This is a genomic window from Paenibacillus sonchi (assembly GCF_016772475.1).
GTDB lineage: Bacteria > Bacillota > Bacilli > Paenibacillales > Paenibacillaceae > Paenibacillus_AQ > Paenibacillus_AQ sonchi.
Window position 1 is genome coordinate 7,361,167 of sequence record NZ_CP068595.1, and the last position, 20,977, is coordinate 7,382,143.

Annotated in this window: 20 protein-coding genes; 3 read left to right on the forward strand and 17 right to left on the reverse strand. The window is 42.6% G+C overall.

Annotation, left to right across the window (positions count from 1 at the left end):
• Nucleotides 1-49: 49 nt before the first annotated feature.
• The 11 genes from JI735_RS33120 to JI735_RS33170 form a co-directional block, all read right to left on the reverse strand.
• The gene (locus JI735_RS33120; protein WP_039833993.1) at nucleotides 50-382 is read right to left on the reverse strand and encodes a hypothetical protein; all 333 of its coding nucleotides are present in this window, start codon (nucleotides 380-382) and stop codon (nucleotides 50-52) included.
• Nucleotides 379-1,392 (reverse strand): TIR domain-containing protein, encoded by a 1,014-nt coding sequence (locus JI735_RS33125; RefSeq protein WP_039833994.1) that lies wholly within the window; start codon nucleotides 1,390-1,392, stop codon nucleotides 379-381. The genes JI735_RS33120 and JI735_RS33125 overlap by 4 nt, the downstream gene beginning before the upstream one ends.
• A 116-nt stretch (nucleotides 1,393-1,508) precedes the next feature.
• A complete protein-coding gene (locus JI735_RS33130) occupies nucleotides 1,509-2,357 on the reverse strand; it encodes a hypothetical protein (protein ID WP_039833995.1) in 849 nt (282 codons plus the stop codon).
• Nucleotides 2,358-2,416: 59 nt separating this feature from the next.
• Complete coding sequence (locus JI735_RS33135) at nucleotides 2,417-2,587, reverse strand: hypothetical protein (protein WP_202677734.1); 171 nt, start codon at nucleotides 2,585-2,587, stop codon at nucleotides 2,417-2,419.
• Between the two features lie 76 nt (nucleotides 2,588-2,663).
• Nucleotides 2,664-2,810, reverse strand: coding sequence for a hypothetical protein (locus JI735_RS33140; RefSeq protein ID WP_167330790.1), 147 nt, complete (start codon nucleotides 2,808-2,810; stop codon nucleotides 2,664-2,666).
• Between the two features lie 274 nt (nucleotides 2,811-3,084).
• On the reverse strand, nucleotides 3,085-3,558 hold the full coding sequence (locus tag JI735_RS33145) for a hypothetical protein (RefSeq protein WP_157771300.1): 474 nt from the start codon (nucleotides 3,556-3,558) through the stop codon (nucleotides 3,085-3,087).
• Nucleotides 3,559-3,857: 299 nt separating this feature from the next.
• Nucleotides 3,858-4,598: a hypothetical protein gene (locus JI735_RS33150; protein WP_202676854.1), complete on the reverse strand. Its 741-nt coding sequence runs from the start codon at nucleotides 4,596-4,598 to the stop codon at nucleotides 3,858-3,860.
• A gap of 213 nt (nucleotides 4,599-4,811) precedes the next feature.
• Nucleotides 4,812-5,411: a hypothetical protein gene (locus JI735_RS33155; RefSeq protein ID WP_039833999.1), complete on the reverse strand. Its 600-nt coding sequence runs from the start codon at nucleotides 5,409-5,411 to the stop codon at nucleotides 4,812-4,814.
• Between the two features lie 280 nt (nucleotides 5,412-5,691).
• Complete coding sequence (locus JI735_RS33160; RefSeq protein WP_051051613.1) at nucleotides 5,692-6,810, reverse strand: DUF4238 domain-containing protein; 1,119 nt, start codon at nucleotides 6,808-6,810, stop codon at nucleotides 5,692-5,694.
• Between the two features lie 236 nt (nucleotides 6,811-7,046).
• The gene (locus JI735_RS33165; RefSeq protein ID WP_039834000.1) at nucleotides 7,047-7,328 is read right to left on the reverse strand and encodes a YolD-like family protein; all 282 of its coding nucleotides are present in this window, start codon (nucleotides 7,326-7,328) and stop codon (nucleotides 7,047-7,049) included.
• A 472-nt stretch (nucleotides 7,329-7,800) separates the two neighbouring features.
• Entirely contained in the window at nucleotides 7,801-8,868 is a 1,068-nt protein-coding gene (locus tag JI735_RS33170; protein WP_039834001.1) for an SGNH/GDSL hydrolase family protein, read from the reverse strand.
• Nucleotides 8,869-8,996: 128 nt separating this feature from the next.
• On the opposite strand from JI735_RS33170, the gene JI735_RS33175 reads away from it, so the two are divergent.
• Together JI735_RS33175 and JI735_RS33180 are read left to right on the forward strand one after the other, a co-directional pair.
• On the forward strand, nucleotides 8,997-9,878 hold the full coding sequence (locus tag JI735_RS33175; protein WP_039834003.1) for a helix-turn-helix domain-containing protein: 882 nt from the start codon (nucleotides 8,997-8,999) through the stop codon (nucleotides 9,876-9,878).
• A gap of 108 nt (nucleotides 9,879-9,986) precedes the next feature.
• Nucleotides 9,987-11,267 (forward strand): glycoside hydrolase family 27 protein, encoded by a 1,281-nt coding sequence (locus tag JI735_RS33180; protein WP_202676855.1) that lies wholly within the window; start codon nucleotides 9,987-9,989, stop codon nucleotides 11,265-11,267.
• Between the two features lie 63 nt (nucleotides 11,268-11,330).
• Here the strand turns inward: JI735_RS33180 and JI735_RS33185 are convergent, their stop codons facing one another.
• The 6 genes from JI735_RS33185 to JI735_RS33210 all read right to left on the reverse strand — a co-directional run bounded on the left by JI735_RS33185 (nucleotide 11,331) and on the right by JI735_RS33210 (nucleotide 19,994).
• The gene (locus JI735_RS33185; RefSeq protein WP_039834008.1) at nucleotides 11,331-13,112 is read right to left on the reverse strand and encodes an extracellular solute-binding protein; all 1,782 of its coding nucleotides are present in this window, start codon (nucleotides 13,110-13,112) and stop codon (nucleotides 11,331-11,333) included.
• Between the two features lie 103 nt (nucleotides 13,113-13,215).
• Nucleotides 13,216-14,103, reverse strand: coding sequence for a carbohydrate ABC transporter permease (locus JI735_RS33190; protein WP_039834009.1), 888 nt, complete (start codon nucleotides 14,101-14,103; stop codon nucleotides 13,216-13,218).
• A gap of 31 nt (nucleotides 14,104-14,134) precedes the next feature.
• Complete coding sequence (locus JI735_RS33195) at nucleotides 14,135-15,094, reverse strand: ABC transporter permease (protein WP_233476184.1); 960 nt, start codon at nucleotides 15,092-15,094, stop codon at nucleotides 14,135-14,137.
• Between the two features lie 188 nt (nucleotides 15,095-15,282).
• Nucleotides 15,283-16,962, reverse strand: coding sequence for an extracellular solute-binding protein (locus JI735_RS33200; RefSeq protein ID WP_039834012.1), 1,680 nt, complete (start codon nucleotides 16,960-16,962; stop codon nucleotides 15,283-15,285).
• 139 nt (nucleotides 16,963-17,101) lie between these two features.
• Entirely contained in the window at nucleotides 17,102-18,253 is a 1,152-nt protein-coding gene (locus JI735_RS33205; protein ID WP_039834013.1) for a response regulator transcription factor, read from the reverse strand.
• Entirely contained in the window at nucleotides 18,246-19,994 is a 1,749-nt protein-coding gene (locus JI735_RS33210; protein ID WP_325175562.1) for a sensor histidine kinase, read from the reverse strand. Before JI735_RS33210 ends, JI735_RS33205 begins: the two co-directional genes overlap by 8 nt.
• A 590-nt stretch (nucleotides 19,995-20,584) precedes the next feature.
• Between JI735_RS33210 and JI735_RS33215 the strand changes: the two genes are divergently transcribed.
• Complete coding sequence (locus JI735_RS33215; RefSeq protein ID WP_039834015.1) at nucleotides 20,585-20,971, forward strand: MerR family transcriptional regulator; 387 nt, start codon at nucleotides 20,585-20,587, stop codon at nucleotides 20,969-20,971.
• The last annotated feature ends 6 nt before the right edge of the window (nucleotides 20,972-20,977 follow it).

Here is a 20,977-nt window from a genome sequence, read left to right on the forward strand (position 1 = left end):
TGGAAATCGGTACGCTTGAGCTGTACGACTATAAATTTTTAAATCAAATTTATTTAGCGAAGGAAGGCAACCTGTCATCTATATCACCACTAATAACTCTTACGTACTTTTTGTCCACTCCAACTACAGAAGGTCCTATAAAGACTCCCTCACTTGGTTTATGAATAGTCCAAGCACCAGAAGATGCACTAACCTTCATTCTGTTGGCGCCACCACTAATACGTTTACGGATTACGCCTTTACTTTGGCTAATTATCACTTCTGAGCTAGTTTTTTGAATTCCCGAATATTTTACAGAAGAATTAAGATTATTGTTAGAGACAGCAAATCGTTTTGACGAACCAATGGCTCTCCGTTTTCCTTTACCAGATCGAAGATTCATTTAAAAACACCTCCTATCATGTTCATGACAGTCCGTAAAAGCTCACCATTACCTGTTACAATACCTGCCATTTCCTCGGGAGTAAGCGATGCAATCCCACCAATATGCACCGAGGCCACATGCGTTTTAATCCTATCTAAAGGATAGCATAGTACCGACTCTTGTGCAAAGCCTTGAACATCATAAAAGTCATACCGACCTGTATTAAAGACCTCTACCACCATGATTTTTTGTTCATGTTCCTCTAAGCCCTCATTATCTTTCAAGCCATATTCTTTTCCTTTCCCTACATCTCCTGCAACTTGCTTTATCTTATCATTTTCATCTTTTTTCCATATAGCAGCTCCCTTAACTTGAAAAGGTGCTGGAACAACCAGTCCATTACGAAGCCCTATTGCAAATGCAGAATATCTTTCCTCCAGTTCAATTTCTGGAAGGTTTTTATTATAATGCCAAAAGTACGAAAGTATACCTTGTTTTTCAAATATTTTGATTCTAGGGTCCACATAAAATCCTTCATGCTTAATGGCCTGTTTTATCGCACTGACTGCTGTAGTTAAAGCAGCTTCATACTTCGTATCACTTTGACGCGGAACATAATGTACCAACGTTAATCCACTTAAATCTGACAGAATATGAAAGTCACTCACATTCTCACCCTTAATTAGATCATCACGTTCAGCAACTTCTCGCGGAACTATTGCAAAGACACGTTTTCTACCTAATCTTCCCCAAAAAAGACCAGTCTCAAAAATTGTATTGTCGCGAGTAATAAATACATATTTACCTCTTATTTTAGCAACATCATCTGGTGCAAATAGAAATGCTGCAAAATCATTTGAGTCCAACTCTGCCTCAAGTGCTTCCATTGTGTATGAGTTAGCTCCAAATGTGCCCGCGAACCAAGGACTAACTTCTGCATCATACTCTAACTGAGTTGTTAGTGCTCTTGCGTAGTCTGTTGCTTCTCTTGAGCTACCAATAAATACTCTTACTTTGCGATTGGTCATTGTATCAACGTTCCCCTTAAAGGTATATTCCAACAATATCTTAAGTGTACAATATTAACCATAGGTAGGGAAGAAGTCATAAACAAAATAACGACCCTTACGAGTCGCTTTTATCCTTATTTATTATTAACTTTTGATGACTGTTCAATGAAGAGCATCGTATTTTCTTGTTGTTTCTGAATTAAATCGTACACATACCCAGTTGAATAAAACAATGAGAAACAACAAACTAAAGTCACAGCCACTAACATGTGATACGGTTTGCTCGTAAATTTGACAGTACGACGTATGAAGAACGCTGTCACTCTGTCATTAAACGCACGGTTCAAATTCACAGATAACATGTGTATTAGCAATATAAAAAGCAGTACATTAGGCAAAAGACTCAGAATATAACCCACACCAATTACTCCAAATCTAGCAACCCCATCAATACCAGCTGAGCTAATAAAATTTGAAAAGCTAAGTGTAGATATTAAAGAAACATCCTGTTTTGACATAACAATCAATTGAATACAATCAAACATCAAAATTCCAAACAGTTGTAATGTCCATAAACGATTCAATTTGTCATAATTATTATTTTGGTACAATTTAATGGCAACTGTCAAAGTTCCAACAACACCAATGACAATCAAACTGGTCATAAAATCCATTAGTTCAGAGTGATACTTAACGTATAAATAAGACAATACCATCGCAACAACAGCTATAATTCCAAGAATTGAATTGTCATCATCTGATGTTTTGCGTTTATTATCTGTTCTTCTTTCATTACTATTCGGGTAATTAACAACGACTGTTTGAGTTATGTATTGTACACTCTCTCGTATAGTTGTTTGATTGTTAATCCCATCATTCTGACTTTTTTGTGCTAAAATCAAACCTGATATTAAACCAATAAGCACATCTTTAATCATGTCAATCCAGTTAAGTTCAAGATAGTTCGTTAACCACTCAACCATGTAATTTCCCTCCTCTTTTTGAGTAGAAGAGTGGATTATAACCCTAACCCACTCTTACTCTATAAACTAGCTCTCTTTACTAACGCCTTTGAATGTACCTCCCGACGTTTTTTGATCCATAAAACGTCCATTCGAAGTATCTCTTTTACAAAGTTTCCGTTTGGTGCTTGAAACTGAGAGCGTTTTGTTACAGCACCTTTACGGAAACCGTTGCCTGTGTTTTTAGCCATTTCCCACACCTGCCTCGTATTATAAGTTATAAAGGATGAATCTCCTTAGTGCAGAGGTTATCTTCTGTTCTAGCTTTTATTTTTCTTTATCTTTCTTCTGTTTATCTAGATAAGCCTGATGCTTTTCTTCAGAAACTTCAAAACAAATCGCTTCAAGACCTAATTGACTTGCGTAGACTCGAGTACCATCTTTACGTGTAATAAATTTGCGGCATATCAGCATAATTATCCTTCCTTTCATATCATGATAGATTGTCGAAAAATCACCATCGTGATATTATGAAATCACCTCTAATTCCATAAACATACACGATAGATTTATTGCTCTTAAATCGTAGGTTCTCGACAAATGAACTTATGATTTTTTATTTTGTTCAGTTCTATCACCTCTCGATTTCAATTTTAATTTTGAACTCTAATTTGATTATAACTCTCTTCAATAGAGAGTTCAATTATAATTTTGAAATCGACTAATGAAAAATGGAGGTCTCCCTCCACTAATAAAACAAACTACGGTATACGTACTGCCTACCACCTTCTTCAAGCTGCACTTCGTACCGTTTCAGTAGCCGCATTTCATTCAACTTGTTGAGTTGTGTACTTGTTAAATTAAGCTTCTTATCCAAACGCTCAGTAATATCACGTGCGGTTACTTCTCCAAGTTCATGTGCGATCACAAGAATTTCTCTAAGAGAATCACCAATGTTCCCAATAATAGCCATTTCTCCGTCTTGCTTACCAACTACAGTGACATTCTCTTCTTTAAGAGTTAAATCAATATTGTAGACATGGTCGTGTTCTTTGCTTAGATTCATTAAAACTAAATACTTATCTTCTGTTTTGTAATATTTAATAAACTCTCGTATCGGTTTTACAATAATCTCGTCAGCCCCAGAACCATTAATCCCCTCGACTTGGTTCATATCATAATAAAAAACGGTTCCTGGAGAAGCAATTTTCATTTCTTCCATTAGCCTTTCCCTAATTGGAATTAGCTTAGGCCTAAACAGTAAGTTGACCGTCTCCTGTCCTTCACTTATTAAGTTTAAATAGATCATAAGTATCCACCATTCTATTTGACTTCAAAAATAAAATTGAAATCCATCCATTAATAATATATCAATTCAGACTAATTCAAGTCAAGCGTTTACTATAATATAATAGTAAGTTCCATTAAAGTAGCTTCCATTATGAAGGGGTACCACTCTATCATTAAAGACTTGATACGCGTTGCTATGAGTTCTTAAATATATTTGTGCATTATTCAGCATTAAGGCCACATTTCTAACATCAGGCAAGCCTTTTCCCTCTCTTTTCCCCGCGAAGAAGCATTTGTGAAGATAGCTTGTCTCACTACATCATCATCGTCATAAGAATCAATATGTGATTCTAAGCTCTCTACAATTCCCACTCCACTATCACAAATAGCAATCCCCATTTTCCCCGCACTATACGACTGAACACTATAATAACAAGAGACCTCATCATTATGTTTACCATGTTCTACCGAATTCAATCCTAGTTCTGTCACAATACGACTAATGTTAGATACTTGATTTGCTGCTATACCCTTATTCCTTAAAATCCGCTTCAAAGAACTATCAAATTTCTCAACATCCATGTCTGAGCTACACAAGGTTATTTCGTTTAAAGAATTTTCTTTATTATAGCGCTTACGACTATACAAAACCCCCATATCTAGTTCATTTTCAAATGATAGCCGTACATCACATGGGCACAATTGAAAAAAATTCATTCTTTCCATGTAACTAACAACATTTGTATCCTCAATTCTACGGACTTGAGGAACTACTGTATCCAAATAGAAATGTTTTTCTAAAAAACATAAAGTGGATAATAATGTCGTACACCCAAGCGGTGTCACATAATTTAACTGCGACAAATCAATTGTGATTCTGTCTCTTATTTTTAATTGATGATAGCTTTGCGCGCATTGATTCAACCAGTCGTGAATTTGATGGATATCGCATAATTTTTCAGAAGCAATCAACAAATTATCATCCCTCTACATATGTGCTAAGTGATGGCTTAAATCCTATGTACTAAAATCCCACAATTCTAAAACGCGCAAAAAAATAAGGAAATAAGCGATTAAACATATCGTCTTCCCTTCGCATCTTTGTTAATGAAGAGACTTAATCGGAGATACTCTTTTTAACACTCACCTACAAAACCACTTCAATGTACTCGTGAGTTATAGTCATTAACTAAATGCATTCCCCATCATCACTTTTCGGGCTTCTTCATATCGTTGACGGACGCTTTGTGTGGAAAGAGCAATAGTTTCAATATTATTATCATTAATCGATAAAATCTTTGTTATCTGATTCACCGAACTATATGTAACAAAGCTTTCAACAAATTCAGTTAAATCTTTTACTTTAATTTTACCGCTAAAAGTAGAATAACTATAACTTGTTAATCCAAGCAACTTCAGCTTACTCCATATAGATTTTTTATTCCATGGAACATCACTAAATAGATCCATCCACGGCTTTAAATAATGCAATCGAAGATACTCTGTTAAATCCTTGTTCGCAATAACCTGCAGAGCATCAACCTCTGACTTCGATTGAAGAAATGCTTTGTAGTCCTCTTTTTTCACCCAATAAGTTGCAGTTTCAATCATTCCTGATCTTTGATAATCATACGAATATCTCACGTAATTCTTTACACACTCTGAACATTGCAGACTAATAGTTTCGTCGGTCCGATTCCAATCATCTGATCTTACTACAGTTAGCACAAAACCCAATCCGCACCCACAGGGCTCTTTACTCTCTCTTACAATCTCCCAACTCATCATAGACCTCCTTTACCATTTCCTGAATATACCAAAACTTTTATCGTATAAGCAAGTGTCAGAAGAAAATAAAGTATATTCGGAAAGCAATATTTCATTAACCATGTTGGTCCCCCATATTATCAATTTCCTTAGAATACTTCTTCTTATAGTTATCTCCCCATATTAGGTTAGGTTTCTAAATAGGTATAATATCATAAAACTCAACGCTTAATTAAAAGATCAGAACAATAAACTTACGCCTATCAATAAAAGTATACTTTATTTCACTTTTCACAACTCAAAATGAAAATATACTTTCTTCAACTTGCGCACGTGGATGTACTCCGATTTTAAATACTAGATTTTTATCGTTAATAGTTCTCCATATTCGTTTGACTTCCACATAATATTCAAAACAGCATAGCTTAAACTTTTTATTACTCCCACAACCACAATAGTCATTTCTACCCAAATTATTGAAGTCTCTAAAATGCATAGGATCAGTAAAAAGCTCCCAAGCTCTCTTCTCCTTCTCATAAAAGAAGACTTCCTTTTTTAGTGTTGATCCACTTACTTTGCCAGAGTTATGCCCAATATAAATTGCAGAAGGAGATCGCCATTCAAAATAAGGTAGGGTCTCTTGAAGTGTAGCCTTTTCTTTACCAACACATTTTTTATAGGAATTATTTATGATAACTTTATTAATTTCGAGTACTTGTTCGTCAGTAAGATAATTTATGGTTTGAGGTCGAATATATTCTGGTTTATGCCCATGATAGAAAATTGCATAATACTCATTCGAAAGAGGCACCAATATTAGAACCTCAATGAGTACTAAATGTCTATTACTAATATCAGAGAATCTACTTTTGATTCTTAATGCAGCTGTAGAGATGTACTGATCGCTGATTAAGAAATTCCCAGACTCACTTCTAATAATAGCAAAATCATAATATTTCCTGATAGTTTCGCTAAGATTGTTTATGTAATTCGTATTCGATAATTTGTTAAGCATCATTGAAATCCGATTCTCTTTACTTGCAGTCTCATGTTCAAATTCATACAATAACGCACCACTTCGATAGTAGTAAATTATTATTGCATTAAGGTAGGAACGGATATATTCTTCAACACTACTTAATTCCCCCTCACCACAATCAACCTGCCCTAGTAAACGCAATACTTCAACAATAGCTGGCCCAAAGTCATCCTCAATTTTTTGAAAAAAGTTTTCTATTGCGTTGGTCGCTAATTGTGAATGCTCATATGTAAAGCGTTCTGACATAGAGTTTCGATAAGGGATTTGGTACGGATCGGCATTTTTTTCAACCAACACTTCAGAAACTCTACCCTTATCAGCAAAATGTTTAAGAACATTCTGTGGAATATAATGTTGATTTTTCACTATTTCGCCCATTATAATCACCTACCGTTAATGTCAAATTATCATCTTCAGTTGCTTCAACCACAATTCTATATATCAACCCTAAATCCGAATTCTTTCCGAAATAAAACCACACGGAAACTTTCGCTTGCGAAAAAAATGTTATCATACAGTACACCTGTAAACTTTCCCTTGAAAAGCAATATTTCACAAAGCAATTCGCCAATCTACTGTAAAAAGGTCAACAAACTAAGGCCTAGCCCTTCGATTCAATTTACGTTTAAGATATCCTCAATTTTTATCCATTCTGATTGATCCCCAATAGTTCTCAATTCAATTCGTTGTAACTGATAATCTGCAGTCATTACGATACCGTGGAGCACTCTATCATAATTAAAATAAAATACTTTTAACCATAATGGACTATGATCTTCAATAGACTTATTTATGGCACTTTTTATCACTAGTAATTGAACCATAGTAAGTTTAGGTTTTGTACGTAATATAATACTTTCTTTATCCAATAAATCCCCATCTATTTTTCTTATCATCTATTATCCTCCTGATAATTTGTACATTAAGTCTAGCAAACACTATAAAAGAACATTTGTTTGTATTATATATATGCGAACATCTTTTATCAATGATTAACTTAGCAAGTATCACTTGCATATATTGATCAGTGGTGGCGTTATAAATTTATTAAATGATAACTTACATCAGTAGTAGTTAACGTACCTTCGAAATGGCTAAAATGAATTTTGATTACACAAAAACAAAGACTGTAACTCAACAACGAGTATACAGTCTTTGTCTTAGCAGCAAGCTTCGCCTATTTGATGGTTCTATATTAAAGTATATTCAACTTTTCTTTAATATATACATCTATCAGTATATTTTATTCAGATTACTATAAAGCCTAGTACTTAAAAGTAAACACACCAAATCGCACAAGAAACGGCACATAACAATTCCAAAAGTCCAAACTCAAAATCCACTATATCAATTATTCCCCACCTATAATTACCACTTTAATAATCCCCTGATATGAGCCGTTAATTTTTCCGCTGCTTTACAATGTGTGGCTTGGGACGGGTGGAAATCAGCTGCGTATCCATCGGCTGCCAGTTGTACGTCAAATTTCATTGTCGAAATATTGCTGTCGCCTGTTCCCTGAGTATATTGCTTCACGACTTGCTCAACAAAGGGATATAGCCTGTCCCCCATGATCCCCAGCGTGCAGAGAATGAGACTCCGGGAATTATTGCGTCTGACCATTTTGAGGAACTCAACATACTTTTCAGCATATTCTGTCTGTTTGCTTTTATCCTCTTGGGTATAGGAATCATCGTTTGTTCCAAGGTTGATGACAATTATATCGGGGGTGAATTTGCTAAAATCCCAGGGTACATCTTGGGGCAACAGACAATCGTCAAACTTCCCTTCAGACTTGCCCACTTTTTCATAATAATCCGGAAGAAGATGTGTAAGCAGCTTTTCGTCATTTTCCGTATAGCCTGTAATAATGCCGTATCCGCTGTACGAAACCATGCTGTAGTCAGCCTCAAGTTGCTCTGCGGTCAGATAGGCATAGGCTTTCGTAACATCTTCTGTTGCCGTGGAAAAAGAATGCAGCTCATGCTCATCATCTACGCCGTAGCCGCAGGTAATGGAATCCCCGATGAATTCAATAGTATGTACTTTAGGCGGGGTTGGCTTAATACCATCCGCAGCATCAACAGCGATCTCCTGAATTCCAACCGTTGACATCGCTGCCTCTGACAGCTTTGTGATTCTTACTGTGACATCCTGCTCTGTATCGCTTTCAAACACCGTATACGTTTTGAGCGGCTGATCCACCTGATCGTCAATCATCCGTTTACCGTTTACGCTGATCCCAATCCGGGCCAGATTATTACCGGTTGACGCAACAGCATCACCCATTAAGGTGATCACCGCTTTGGTACCACGGAATGAAAACTCCACACCACCGCCCGAGAGCGCCAGCCACAGCACATTATTGCAGTAGTGGGTCCGCCCGATGACTTTCACATTGTTCTCTTTTGCTTTATACACTTGCATCTGAGACATTCTTAAACCTACTTTCTCTGATTCATATTTGTAACAGTAACAAAGGCGTTCTCTGTTTTCAATAAGCTGCATGTTTTATGTTAAGATCAATGCTGAAGCATCTTTAATGAATTACTAGGAGGACATTCATGGATATCCCCAGAGGCACCTACGGCTTTAGGTTCGCCGAAGATAAGGAGCTGCAGTTGTGCGTATTATTTGCGGCCGGTTATGATTCAATCACCGATCCCGCTTACCGCTGGGATGGGTTGGAGCGCAATGACGGCCCTCTTCTGTTGTTCCAGTACACTTTCTCCGGTGAAGGCGTGTTTGAGTCGGAGAACCGGACTTACCGGGTCTCTGCCGGACAGGCTTTTCTGGCCGAAATTCCCGGCCCCCACCGTTATTACTACCACCCGGATTCAAAAGAGCCATGGCAATTCCTGTTTCTGCTGTTCCGGCCTACCCTGATTCTGCCCCATTGGCGCAAATTCCTGCGCGTTGCAGGGGAAGTGCCACATCTGCCCGCAGACAGCACGCCTGTCCGGCTGTCGCGAATGATTGTAGTTGATGCGGGTGCAGGAAGAATCTCGGATCCGCTGATCGCGTCATCCTGTGTCTATCAGTTCGTGACAGAGCTGGCGAGAATGCAGGTTACCACTTTTCGGGACAGGGATAACTGGTCAGCGAATATTAGGCGCGCAGCTGAATTCATAGAGAGCAATTACTCACGGATGATCAGCATCGATCTGCTATCCGAGCATGTCTCCCTATCCAAATATCATCTGATCCGCCGGTTTTCGGCCAGCACGGGACTGACGCCCGGTGCTTATCTAACCCGTGTCCGCACCGAGAAGGCCATGGAGCTGCTTCGGGGATCCAGCCTGAGCATTGAAGCCATCGCTGAGCAGATCGGTTACTCTAGCGGAAGTTACTTCATTAAGGCGTTCCGCAGCCTTACCGGACTTACGCCGGGAGAGTTCCGCAGTGGGGGCGAAAGCCTGACCTACCGCCGCCTGTTTTTCGATTAACCGCAATATAGTGCTATTGGATTTGTAAGATTACTATAGATATTGCTAATTCCCTTTATTATGATGAATGTAACAAGAGCAATAATACATCAGTAAAGGAGATTTACAATGGATCATAAGCTTGCAGCAACTACTCCGCCGCTTGGCTGGAACAGCTGGGACTGCTACGGTGCAGCGGTAACAGAAGAGGAAATCCGCGGCAATGCGGAATACATGGCCGAGCATCTCAAGGACTTCGGCTGGAGCTACATTACCGTCGATATTCAATGGTACGAGCCCTTGGCAAATTCTTCACAATACCGTCCCTTCGTCCCGCTAGTGATGGATGAATATTCCCGGCTGATGCCTGCCGAGAACCGCTTTCCTTCTGTAGCCGGCGGCCAAGGGTTCAAGCCGTTAGCTGATTATGTCCACAGTCTCGGACTGCAATTCGGCATTCATATTATGCGCGGTATTCCGCGGCAGGCCGCCCACGCTGCCACTCCGATTCTGGGTACAGTCGCGACGGCACGCGATATTGCGCATACGAACTCCATCTGTCCATGGAATACGGATATGTACGGTGTGGATGCCTCAAAAGAAGGGGCACAGGCCTACTACGATTCGCTCTTTAAACTGTACGCAGAGTGGGGCGTTGACCTGGTGAAGGTCGATGACATCGCGGCTTCCCGGCTGTACGATACTCATCAGCCGGAAATCGCCCTGATCTCCAAAGCGATCGAACGCTGCGGCCGGCCTATGGTGCTGAGCCTCTCACCTGGTCCTGCTCCGGTGGAATACTCGGACTTCTTCGTAGAGCATGCCAACATGTGGCGCGTAACGGATGACTTCTGGGACCTGTGGCCGCTGCTGCTGGACATGTTCGACCGCTGCCGGAAATGGCAGGGCGTTCCACAAGCCGGATCCTGGCCGGACTGCGACATGCTCCCGCTCGGTCATATCGGCATCCGCTCTGTGGATGGTGGCGGGGAAGACCGCTGGACCCGGTTCACGCGCGACGAACAGCTGACGATGATGTCGCTCTGGAGTATTTTCCGCTCTCCGCTGATCTTCGGTGGCGAACTGCGTGACAATGACGACTGGACACTGTCGCTGCTGACCAACCGCGCGGTGCTGCGCATGCACCGCGAGAGCTGCGGAGCCAGAGAGGCGCTCTGCCAGGATGAACTTATCGTCTGGACTGCCGGACACAGCGATGGAACCCGGTATGCTGCTATATTCAACGTCGGCGACAGCCCGCTACCGCTGGAACTGGCGCTTGAAGAGATTGGCTTCAGCAGTGCAGCCTCCGGCACCGAATTGTGGAGCGGGACGCCAGCCGAAGTTGACGCCAATGTGCTTCAGACCACTGTACCGCCACATGGCGTACGCCTGTATAGCTTCTTGTAAGGAAAAGCCGGTTAACCAGATTCCTCTGGACAACCGGCTTTCTTATTCTGCAAATATAGAGGCTTATCTGTTCGGGAATACCATTTTTTCGGCATTTCCGACTTCAAAGGCTACCGCCTCGTCATAACCAAGGCCTTTGGATTTCGTAATCATTTCTTCCTTGAGCTTGTTATATTCAGCATCATTTTTAGCAAAGACCATTTTCCAAGAGTACTCTTTGATGATCTTGCCGATTCCGTCAATCTTCTGCTGCAGCTGAGCAGGTACGGTAACCGGGGTTTCCGTTGTAAAGAACGGCTTCGAGACTTCAATCATATTGTTCTTCACAAAATATTCTTTCGCCGTCATAACTCCCATCGCTTCGCGCCAGCTCTTCGTAACCGGGTCCGGATTATGGTTTAGCGTAGAAGTCCACAAGTTGTAGTCATACGTTTCTCCGGTATCCGGGTTGATGTTGGTCAGTTTCAAGGTTGTATTATTGATCTGGTTCGTTCCATCCTTGAACGTGCCTCCGCCATATTCCGCCGGAACCGGCTCAGCATTGGCAGGCAGTGCCTTCCAGCCGAAATCGGTGACGAACGGTTTACCACTCTCATCAATATCCCATGCCAATCCCTTAGGGCCATAATTCGATTCCATTACACCTTCTGGCGAGTACAGCCAGCTCAGGAATTCCATAATGCGCTCAGGCTCTTTCGCTTTTGCACCAATCGCCCAAACACGGTTTCCGCCGTAAGGGCTCTGCCCGTAAGAGGTGATTTTCTCCTCGGCATAAGGTACTAGAGCAAACCCCTTGCCCTCAGCTGTACGTTCAGGAGTGTTGTACACGTTATCCACCCAAGGGAAGTGCGAGAACAAGACTTGCCCGTCCTTGATCTTGTTGGATACATCCGAGAACTTCTGCGTTAAGGAATCCGGATCCAGAAGTCCCATTTGATTCGCATCGTAGTAGAACTTCAGCCCTTGAAGATAATATCCATCCTCATCAAGCACACCTTGCCATTCATCTTTATTCTGGTGGGTCAGTGTCAATCCAGCCGGATTCAGACCGTCGCCTTCATTATAGCCGTGGAACTGGGCGATAACTTTGGCAAGTGTCATATAGCTGCCATCCCAATCGGACCAGAGTGAAATTCCGTAAGTCGGGCGTCCGTTTTCACTCTTGGGTTCGAGCTCTTGCATTTTCTTAAGCAGCGGCAAGTAATCATTCAGTGTTGTGATTTTCGGACTACCAAGCTTCTGATACAAATCCCAGCGGAGGTTCGGTCCGTAGGTCATCGTCGCCCCTTCCGATGGCCCTTCTCCTGTTCCCACATCAAATCCGACTCCGTATACCGCCGTGCCGCCGCCAAATTGCTTCTTATTGGCTTCAATCGCTTCTGGAGCATTGGCGAGCAAGCCTTGACCATATTTATTCAGCATATCATTCTTCGTAAAGTCTAGCAGTAGACCTGCTTTGATGGCATCCTGATAATCCTTGCCGTTAGTACCAAACACTACCAGGTCGCCCAGGTCGCCGGAGGCCATCATTGTAGCGACTTTTTGCTGTCCGCCTGCAAGGTTTGAGGCGATAATGTTGAGCTTGATATTGAACTTGTCTTTGACCAGCTTAGCGAACCATCCTGGCTGTTCCCCGGCATAGTTAGCTAGCATGGAGAACACATCAATGGTGATTTCTTTTTTATCCGCAGTTTCTGAATTACTGTTGTTAGCAGAAGTGGATGGTGTATTTGTTCCGCTGTTCGCCGCATTTCCACCATTGTTACTGCTGCTGCACGCTGAAGTAAATACGAGTATTGCACACATTGCTGCGGTAAGCGCAGTCCCGGCCCATCTCTTTTTCATAATGCTAAATCCTCCCCTGTTCATACTCTTTGGAATTCTAAATATTGAATACAACACCGTTCAGTAGAAGAAATTCACCCCCTTCAAGCGTAAGCAGGACAGCTTAACCTTTGACTGCGCCAATCATAATCCCTTTGACAAAAAACCGCTGGAAGAACGGATACACGAGCAGAATCGGCAGCACAACGACCATAGATACGGTGGTGCGAATGGAGGTCGGTGTTGCCATATTGGCCAGATCCAGATCCATAGCGCCTGTAGATTGCTTCATTAATTGGGCTATAGACGTAGCTTCATTCATGTACCGGTAGAGAATGAACTGAAGTGTGAACAGTTTCTGATCCGTGACCAGAAATAGTGTATCGGTGAAGCTGTTCCATTGGGTAACCGACGAGAAGATGGCAATAGTAGCCAGAATCGGTGTAATCAGTGGTAATATGATACTTGTGAACACCTTGAAATAACCGGCTCCGTCAATTTGTGCCGACTCCTGCAGGGCTATCGGCGTAGATTCAACGAAGGTTTTGACGAGAATGATGAAGAATGGTTGGACGATGAACGGCAGAACATAAGCGGCGAAATTATTGGTCAGGCCGAGATTCAGCATCGTTAAATACCATGGGATCAGGCCAGCGTTGAAATACATCGTAATGACCAGAAAACGGTACCAGAATTTGCGTCCCCACATTTGCTTGGTGAAGAGGTAACCCAGAAAGGCGGAAGCAGCAACCGTCAACACAGTTCCTATCACCGTACGGCCGACCGACATAAGGGCAGCTTGGCCTAGTCCGGGAATTTTAAATACATCCATGTAGTTGGTAAAGTGAATGCCTTTCGGATAAAACATGACCAGTCCTCTGCTGCTAAGGTCATTGTTGCTGATCGTATTGATGAACAGATAATAAAATGGAAATAAGCATATGAGCGTAATGAGCGCAAATACGGCATAGTTAATGAAGTGGAACAACGAAAATTTCTCTTTGGTAGGCATATGTCGCTTCTCTCCTTTTCTGTCTGTCACTTTAAAAGATGCTGTCACCGCGGATGACTTTGGACATGGTATTCGCTACGAACAGCAGGAACAGACTGACCAATGATTTCAGCATGCTTACGGCTGTAGCGAAGCCAAAGTTGGAATTCGTCATCCCGATATTGTATACATACAGGTCCAGGACCTCGATATGATTGGTATTCATTGCATTCTGGAATACGTAGAACTGTTCCATGCCGTTATTAATGAAGTTTCCGATCGAGAGTAGCAAAAGCACGAAGAAGGTAGGCATAATGCCCGGAACCGTTACATGCCACATTAACCGGAAACGTCCCGCACCGTCGACTCTTGCCGCCTCATAGATTTCCTGGTCAATACCCGTAATGGCGGCAATATACATAATCGCGCCCCAGCCCAGCCCTTTCCATATACTCCATAAGGTCATTGCCATCCAGGTATGATCATCGGAAGCAAGAATATTCAGAGGTTTGGAGATCCAGCCCAAATCCAGCAGCAGGTTATTCAGAAAACCGTTGTCTACTGAAAACAGCATGAATGCAAAGGAATAAACGAGCACCCAGCTGATGAAGTTCGGCAGTGTTGTAAGCGTTTGTACAATTTTCTTAAATCTAGTACTTCTTAACTCAACAAGAAAGACTGCGAAGATGACCGGTAAAACGGAAGTCGCAATATTTAGAGAACTGATGGCAAAGGTGTTGCGCAGCACTCTTAAGACTTCCTGACGCTGAATTTCATTGGATATCATCGAAGTAAACCAATCAAAGCCCATAAATTCGGAAGCAGAGAGCGGAATACCGGGCCGGTAATCGTAGAAGGCATAGATCCAGCCGTAAAGCGGCAGGTATGAGAATAAAAAAGCCAAGAACAGAAAGGGCACTGCCATCAGAAACAAACGGTACTTATCGTTGTTGCGCAAACGTTTGGGGGATTGTGCGTCCACTATGGGTGTATTTACAGTATTGATGTCCATTGTTCTCCTCCACTGTTAAAATTCATAAAAGATTGAGCATTTATAAGTTTGTAACTACTATAATATTATTAAATAGTAATATATTTACATTATACAAGCGTGTGATGCCACATACGGACCTGAATTCCCGCTATTTCTAAGATGATGGCGCCGGTAGCATCTCCAGCGCCACATCGGAAGTAATCATTTCATTTATGGTTTAGTTCATTCACTTCCCTGGTAATCTCATCCCCGCCCTGCTGATTCCACTCCTCGGCGAATTGATCAAAAGCGTCCAGTGGAGCTGCACCAAGGATAATCTTCAGAAAGGTCTCATCTTCAAGCTGCTGAAGCTTGGGCCATCTGCTCTCCATGGTTTGGGTTTGGGTATAGGTGGTACTGAATATTCCCTTAATCTCATTGTCTACAAGCGGTGACCCGCCCACCATTAAAGCATAGGCGCGAATCCACATGGCCCTGTTTTTGCCGGGGGCCCAATACTGGATATCGTATTTGTCGTAAGGCCCTAATTTGACAGGACCAATATTGCTGATATCGGATTGCAGCATCTTGTATTCAGGCTTATCCAGGAAATCTGCAGCGGTTTTAGTTCCTGCAAATACCTGCCGCAGCGCCTTCACTTCATATTCGGTCTCATCCGTCGGCGCATAAGTTAATCGTAAAGGATATTCTGTGGGCCCCCTTTCGGTAGTAAAGGTTCCCTGGCTTTCCCCAAGAACCAGATTATTAAGGATTAACATAGCAGCTTCAGGATGTTCATACCCTTTGCGGACAACGACAAATTGACTTGTAGTCGTACTCATATGTGGACGGTACTCACCGCTCCGGTCCAGCGGGAGTGCATACGCCTGCCAATTTGCCTCGGGATGATTCCTGACTGCATCGTCTATAGGTCCGTAGGGTGCCCACCATGGTGCAAAGAACATCCCAGTCTTTCCACCGGCAATAGATTCTCCCGGATCTTCACGCACCCCCATTTCAGAATCAATCAGCCCCGATAAATACATCTCCCTTAATTCCCCCAAGGCTTCCTTGGTCTCCGGCTGAATGGAGCCGTATACCACCTTGCCATTATCCTCCAGCCAATAGCCCGGGTAGGCATTATAAGCGGCAAAGATTCCGTCAAAGCCATACAGAGTGTTGGTTGAATGAAGAAAATTCGCATACAGCTTACCTGTCGAGCTCGGTCCAGCCAGTCCTATGGTATCCTGCTTATTATTGCCGTCTGGATCCTGTTCCACAAACGCACGCGCAACCTCTTCAAGCTCTTCCATGGTTTGGGGCGGCTCCAGATGCAGTTTATCCAGCCAATCCTTGCGAATCCATAAGAGATGGACACCATCTGCATGCAGCTGCACATTAGGCAAGGCGAGAATTTTACCATCAAATGTTACGCTGTTAAGGGCTTCGCCGCCTGTGCTGTCAACAATCCTCTTGATTACCGGGGAAGCATAAGTCTGATAGACCTCGGTCAAATCCGCCAGCTGATCGGCCTCCACCATTTCTCTAAGCTCTACAGGGCCAACAATCATTGCATCCGGCAAATCACCACTGGCAATGGCCAGGCTTACTTTTTGGTTATAATTTGCCGGCGAGGCCTTGAAGGAATAGTCCACGATGATATTTAAGTTGTTTTTGATATTACGGGTATATTGATTGTCAACAAGGGTTTCGCCCTCCAGCAACGACTTAGTAGATTCGACGGTAGTGCCAATCCTTATGGTGACAGGTTGCTCATATTTACCAGATGAATCAGGAAGTAGTCTGGAGTGTTGGCCGGTGTCTGGACTAGATTTATCGGAGGCGCTGCATGCGCTTACAGACATCAGCATGACGATCAGAAGAATGATCCCATGTCTTCTCTTCATCTTCCCTTCCCTTCTCTCAGTAATAGTACCTTGTTACCTGAGTATATATGATGGATGCCACCTTCGTGACAAAATGCGGCTTACAGTTTGGGTAGAGATATGGGGGAAGTTTGTGCCACGGCAGCAGACATTTCTCCCCCTATAAATCGGACATTTGTATCCCGGATTGGGAAGCTTGCCGGTACTCGCTCGGAAGCATGCCCGTTTTTTCATAAAACACCCGGCTGAAGTATTTCTGGTCGTTATACCCCGTATGCTCGGAAATCCACTGTATGTTTTTTTGTGTATATTGCAGATATTCCTTGGCCTTGTCCATCCGGATCGAACGTAAATACTCATTGAAGGTCATGCCGATCATATCCTTAAAGCACTGGCTGAAATAGCTGCGGCTCATATTCACTCGTTTGGCCAACTCGGAAGCAATGACCGGATCGGCTAACTCCTCATGCATGGCTTGCACCGCTCTTGCGATGCATTCTTTGACCTCTTCTGAATATTGGGGCTTACCAATGGCAGCAGCAAGAGACTCTCTTGCCTTATACAGCCATTTTTCGACTTCGAACCAGGCACCGAAGGTCTCCGGCAGTTCAATGTACTGCCTAGTCACAGAGGCGTAGATCCGGTTCCATCCCGGCAATAATGAATTCAGGAGCGCGGTCAGCCTGGCAGGCGGCAGAGCTGCATTTTTCAAATCCTCCAGAAACCTATCGAACTCAGATACTCTATGAACCCAGCCCAGCGAAAGGCCTGCCTTCTTCAGTTCGGCGAGCACATCTTCATTGAATGGCGAGGACAATAATAATTTATCATGGCTTGGATCATCCAGATTTTCACTGGGAATGGCTTCATAGAAGCTGTAACTTGTTTGTTGTACCTCATCACTTACAGCGGGAGCAGCAATCTTCGTCTTCTCTTCCAGTATTCTTCCTCTGATTCTGCCCATTACCTCATCATAACTATCTGTTTCCAGTTCAACCTTGGCTATATAATCAATAGCCCCCAGTCTCAGGCAATCCTGAATATATTCAAAATCCTGATGAAGCGTCAGCACCACTATAGAGATATGGGGATATTGCTTCCGTACGATCCGCATGAACTCCATACCCGACATGACAGGCATGGCCAGATCGGTAAGCAATAAGTCCACCTTATGCTCCGCCAGAAATTCCAGCGCCTTTTCACCGTTCTTGGCTTCTCCTACTACCTCCATGCTGTATTCTTTCCAAGGAAGCATTGACATCAGCCCTTTGCGCACCAGGTTGTCGTCATCCACGATCAGGACCTTAATCATTCGGCAGTACCTCCATGCTTGGTAATTTCAAGTAGACCGTCGTTCCTTTACCCAACTGGCTGTGGATCTCCAGGCTGGCTAGACTTCCATACTGGTTCTCGATCATTCGTTTAACATAGCTCATTCCGATGCCCATACCCGCCCTCTGTTGTTCAACCTGCTTCTGATGGAGCAGCTTCCCGATATCCTCTTCCGAAATGCCCGCCCCGTTATCATAGACAGATATTATAATTTGTCCTCCAGCCTTCTCTACTTCCACCTGAATATATCCCTCATCATGAAGTCCGTGGTAGAGTGAATTCTCCAGAATCGGCTGTAAGATAAACCGGGGAATCGCGAGTTCCAGCACATCGTCAGCCACATGAATCCGTACATCAAAGGCGAAATCATACCGGACCTGCTGGAGCGTTAAATACTGCCTAATCGAATCGACTTCCTCACGGATGGTGGAGACTTGTCCTCTTTTGCCCAAATTGTAATACAGCAGTTTATTGAGCGAGACCACGAGCTTGTCAATTTCCTTCTGTCCATTCATCACAGCCAGCCAGTGGACCGTATCCAGAGTATTCATCAAAAAATGCGGGTTGATCTGATACAGCAGCTTCTCTACCTCCAGGTCAGCTCTTCCTTTCTCTTTGACCTCGACTTCCTGGATTAGCTCCGAAATTTGATTCTTCATATTCTGCAACTGCTTGAGCAGGAAATCAAACTCCGGAATCTTGATACGCGGAACTTCGGCAAGGACTGTATTCCGCAGGGTGATTGATTTAATCTGATGATTGAACTGCTGTAGCGGAACGTAGACCATCTTCCATAGAAACCAGGCAATCAGCAGGCTGACGGCAAGAAACAGTAAGAATAAGTAGATCATTTGAATAACCCAGCGGTTCTTCTCCTTGTTGTATTCGTCTTTGGGAATCAGTGAGACTACGCTCCAACCCTGATTACTGGTGCTCTCAAACCAATAATATCCGCTCTGCAGTCCGGACCCGTTGTTGGATCCGGTATCGTTAAAGTAGTGATTCATGGCAAAATCCGCAGGTACATCGCTAAACGCAATTCTCTTATCATTATCCAGAATCAAGTAATAGGATGCATCCTCCAGTTTATTCTCAAAGATAGATGGGGTCATCTTGAAGCCTGACTCGACATAAACATACATATCATCAGGATCTCCGGGCAAATCCACCTTACGGAGTGCCGAAATCACATATTCGTCATTGTACCGTTCATTGCTGATATGAGGCCCAAAATATGAGATTCTAAAATACTCGGCCAGCAGTGGCAAGCCATTTATCTCATAATCCTCCTTAACGGTGGTGCTATTGAACATATAGGTGCCTTTAACTTTTGAATAGTACATCATCAGGCCGATCGTGGGGTTGGTAAAAGAAACCAGATTTAGTTCCGTATTAATCTCTTCCGTTAGCACTGCTCTTTCAAACTGCTTGTCCGTAGAGAGCAACGAATCCACTTTCTTGCCGATGCTGCCTTGGAGTGCAAGCTGTTGAGAGACATGATTCAAATTGCTGATCGTTCTCTCCAGGGATAATTCCGCCTGCTTCAGATTGCTGCGCACACTGCTCTCCAGATTGCCCGACAGAATTGAAGACATTGTATGATAAGACAGCAGCACGACACACATAAAGGGAACCAAGGTACCGCTTGCAAAAATGAACATGATCCTCTTCTTCATCGTCGCCTGCTGAAAATAATTCATAATCAGCCTAAATGCGCCCACCACCTTGCCCCCTTTTTGCTGAATTGCTTCTCATTGTGACACTAAAAGCTAACATTCGACATTTTTAAAGGCTGCACCTGCAAGCGCTTAAACGAATTGTTGCTGAATTCTTATTCATATTAATTCAAGCACTGTATGCTAAATGACAACGAGGCTAGGCTGATAATACTTATCAATAGGGCAAAAGACTCTCTGTTATCTGCATGCTTTCAGCAAATAAAAGAGAGTTTTATTTCAGTTGAAGAACAGGCACTGCGTGGCAAGAGTACATCTGGAACATGTTGCATAAGAGTATGGACCCTATGAACTTGTAGCCGGCCACTACTGCAATACGATCCTTCTAATTCTGGAATGGCACTTTTTTAAAAGAGAACGAATTCTCCAAAGCGCAAGCTTTGCAATATTTAAATATTTGCCGCAAGCGACAGCCTTTCAGTGCCAGGATCAACCTTCACAAATTAGGTCTGCTATACTGCATTGTTTATGGATGTAACATAATTAAATATTTCTTTCAGCATATTTTTGTAATATGATCGTATTAATACACTTCATCTTAAAGCCAACTTTAAGATAAGGAGAGGAAGAATCCTATGTTTAGCATAAATGAAATCGTAAAAATAACAGGACTCCCCGCTTCAACTCTACGTTATTATGAAGAGGTTGGAATTCTACCCGTTGTAAACCGGAATTCCGGCGGAAGGAGAGAATACTCCGAGGAGATTTTGGAGTGGCTGGAATTAATTATTGCCCTGAAGAATACAGGCATGACAATCGAGGAGATCAAAGCGTATACAGACCTTATCTTGCAAGGGGATGAGACACTGGATGCGAGAAAGGATTTTTTATCGGCGCACAAAATGAAAGTTGAAAAGTCAGTACTGCAAACCCAATTACATTTGGAAAAAATAATACGCAAAATTGCAATTTACGATATATTAATGTACAAACAGACATCAGACAAAAAAGCCTTACTCTAACGTGTG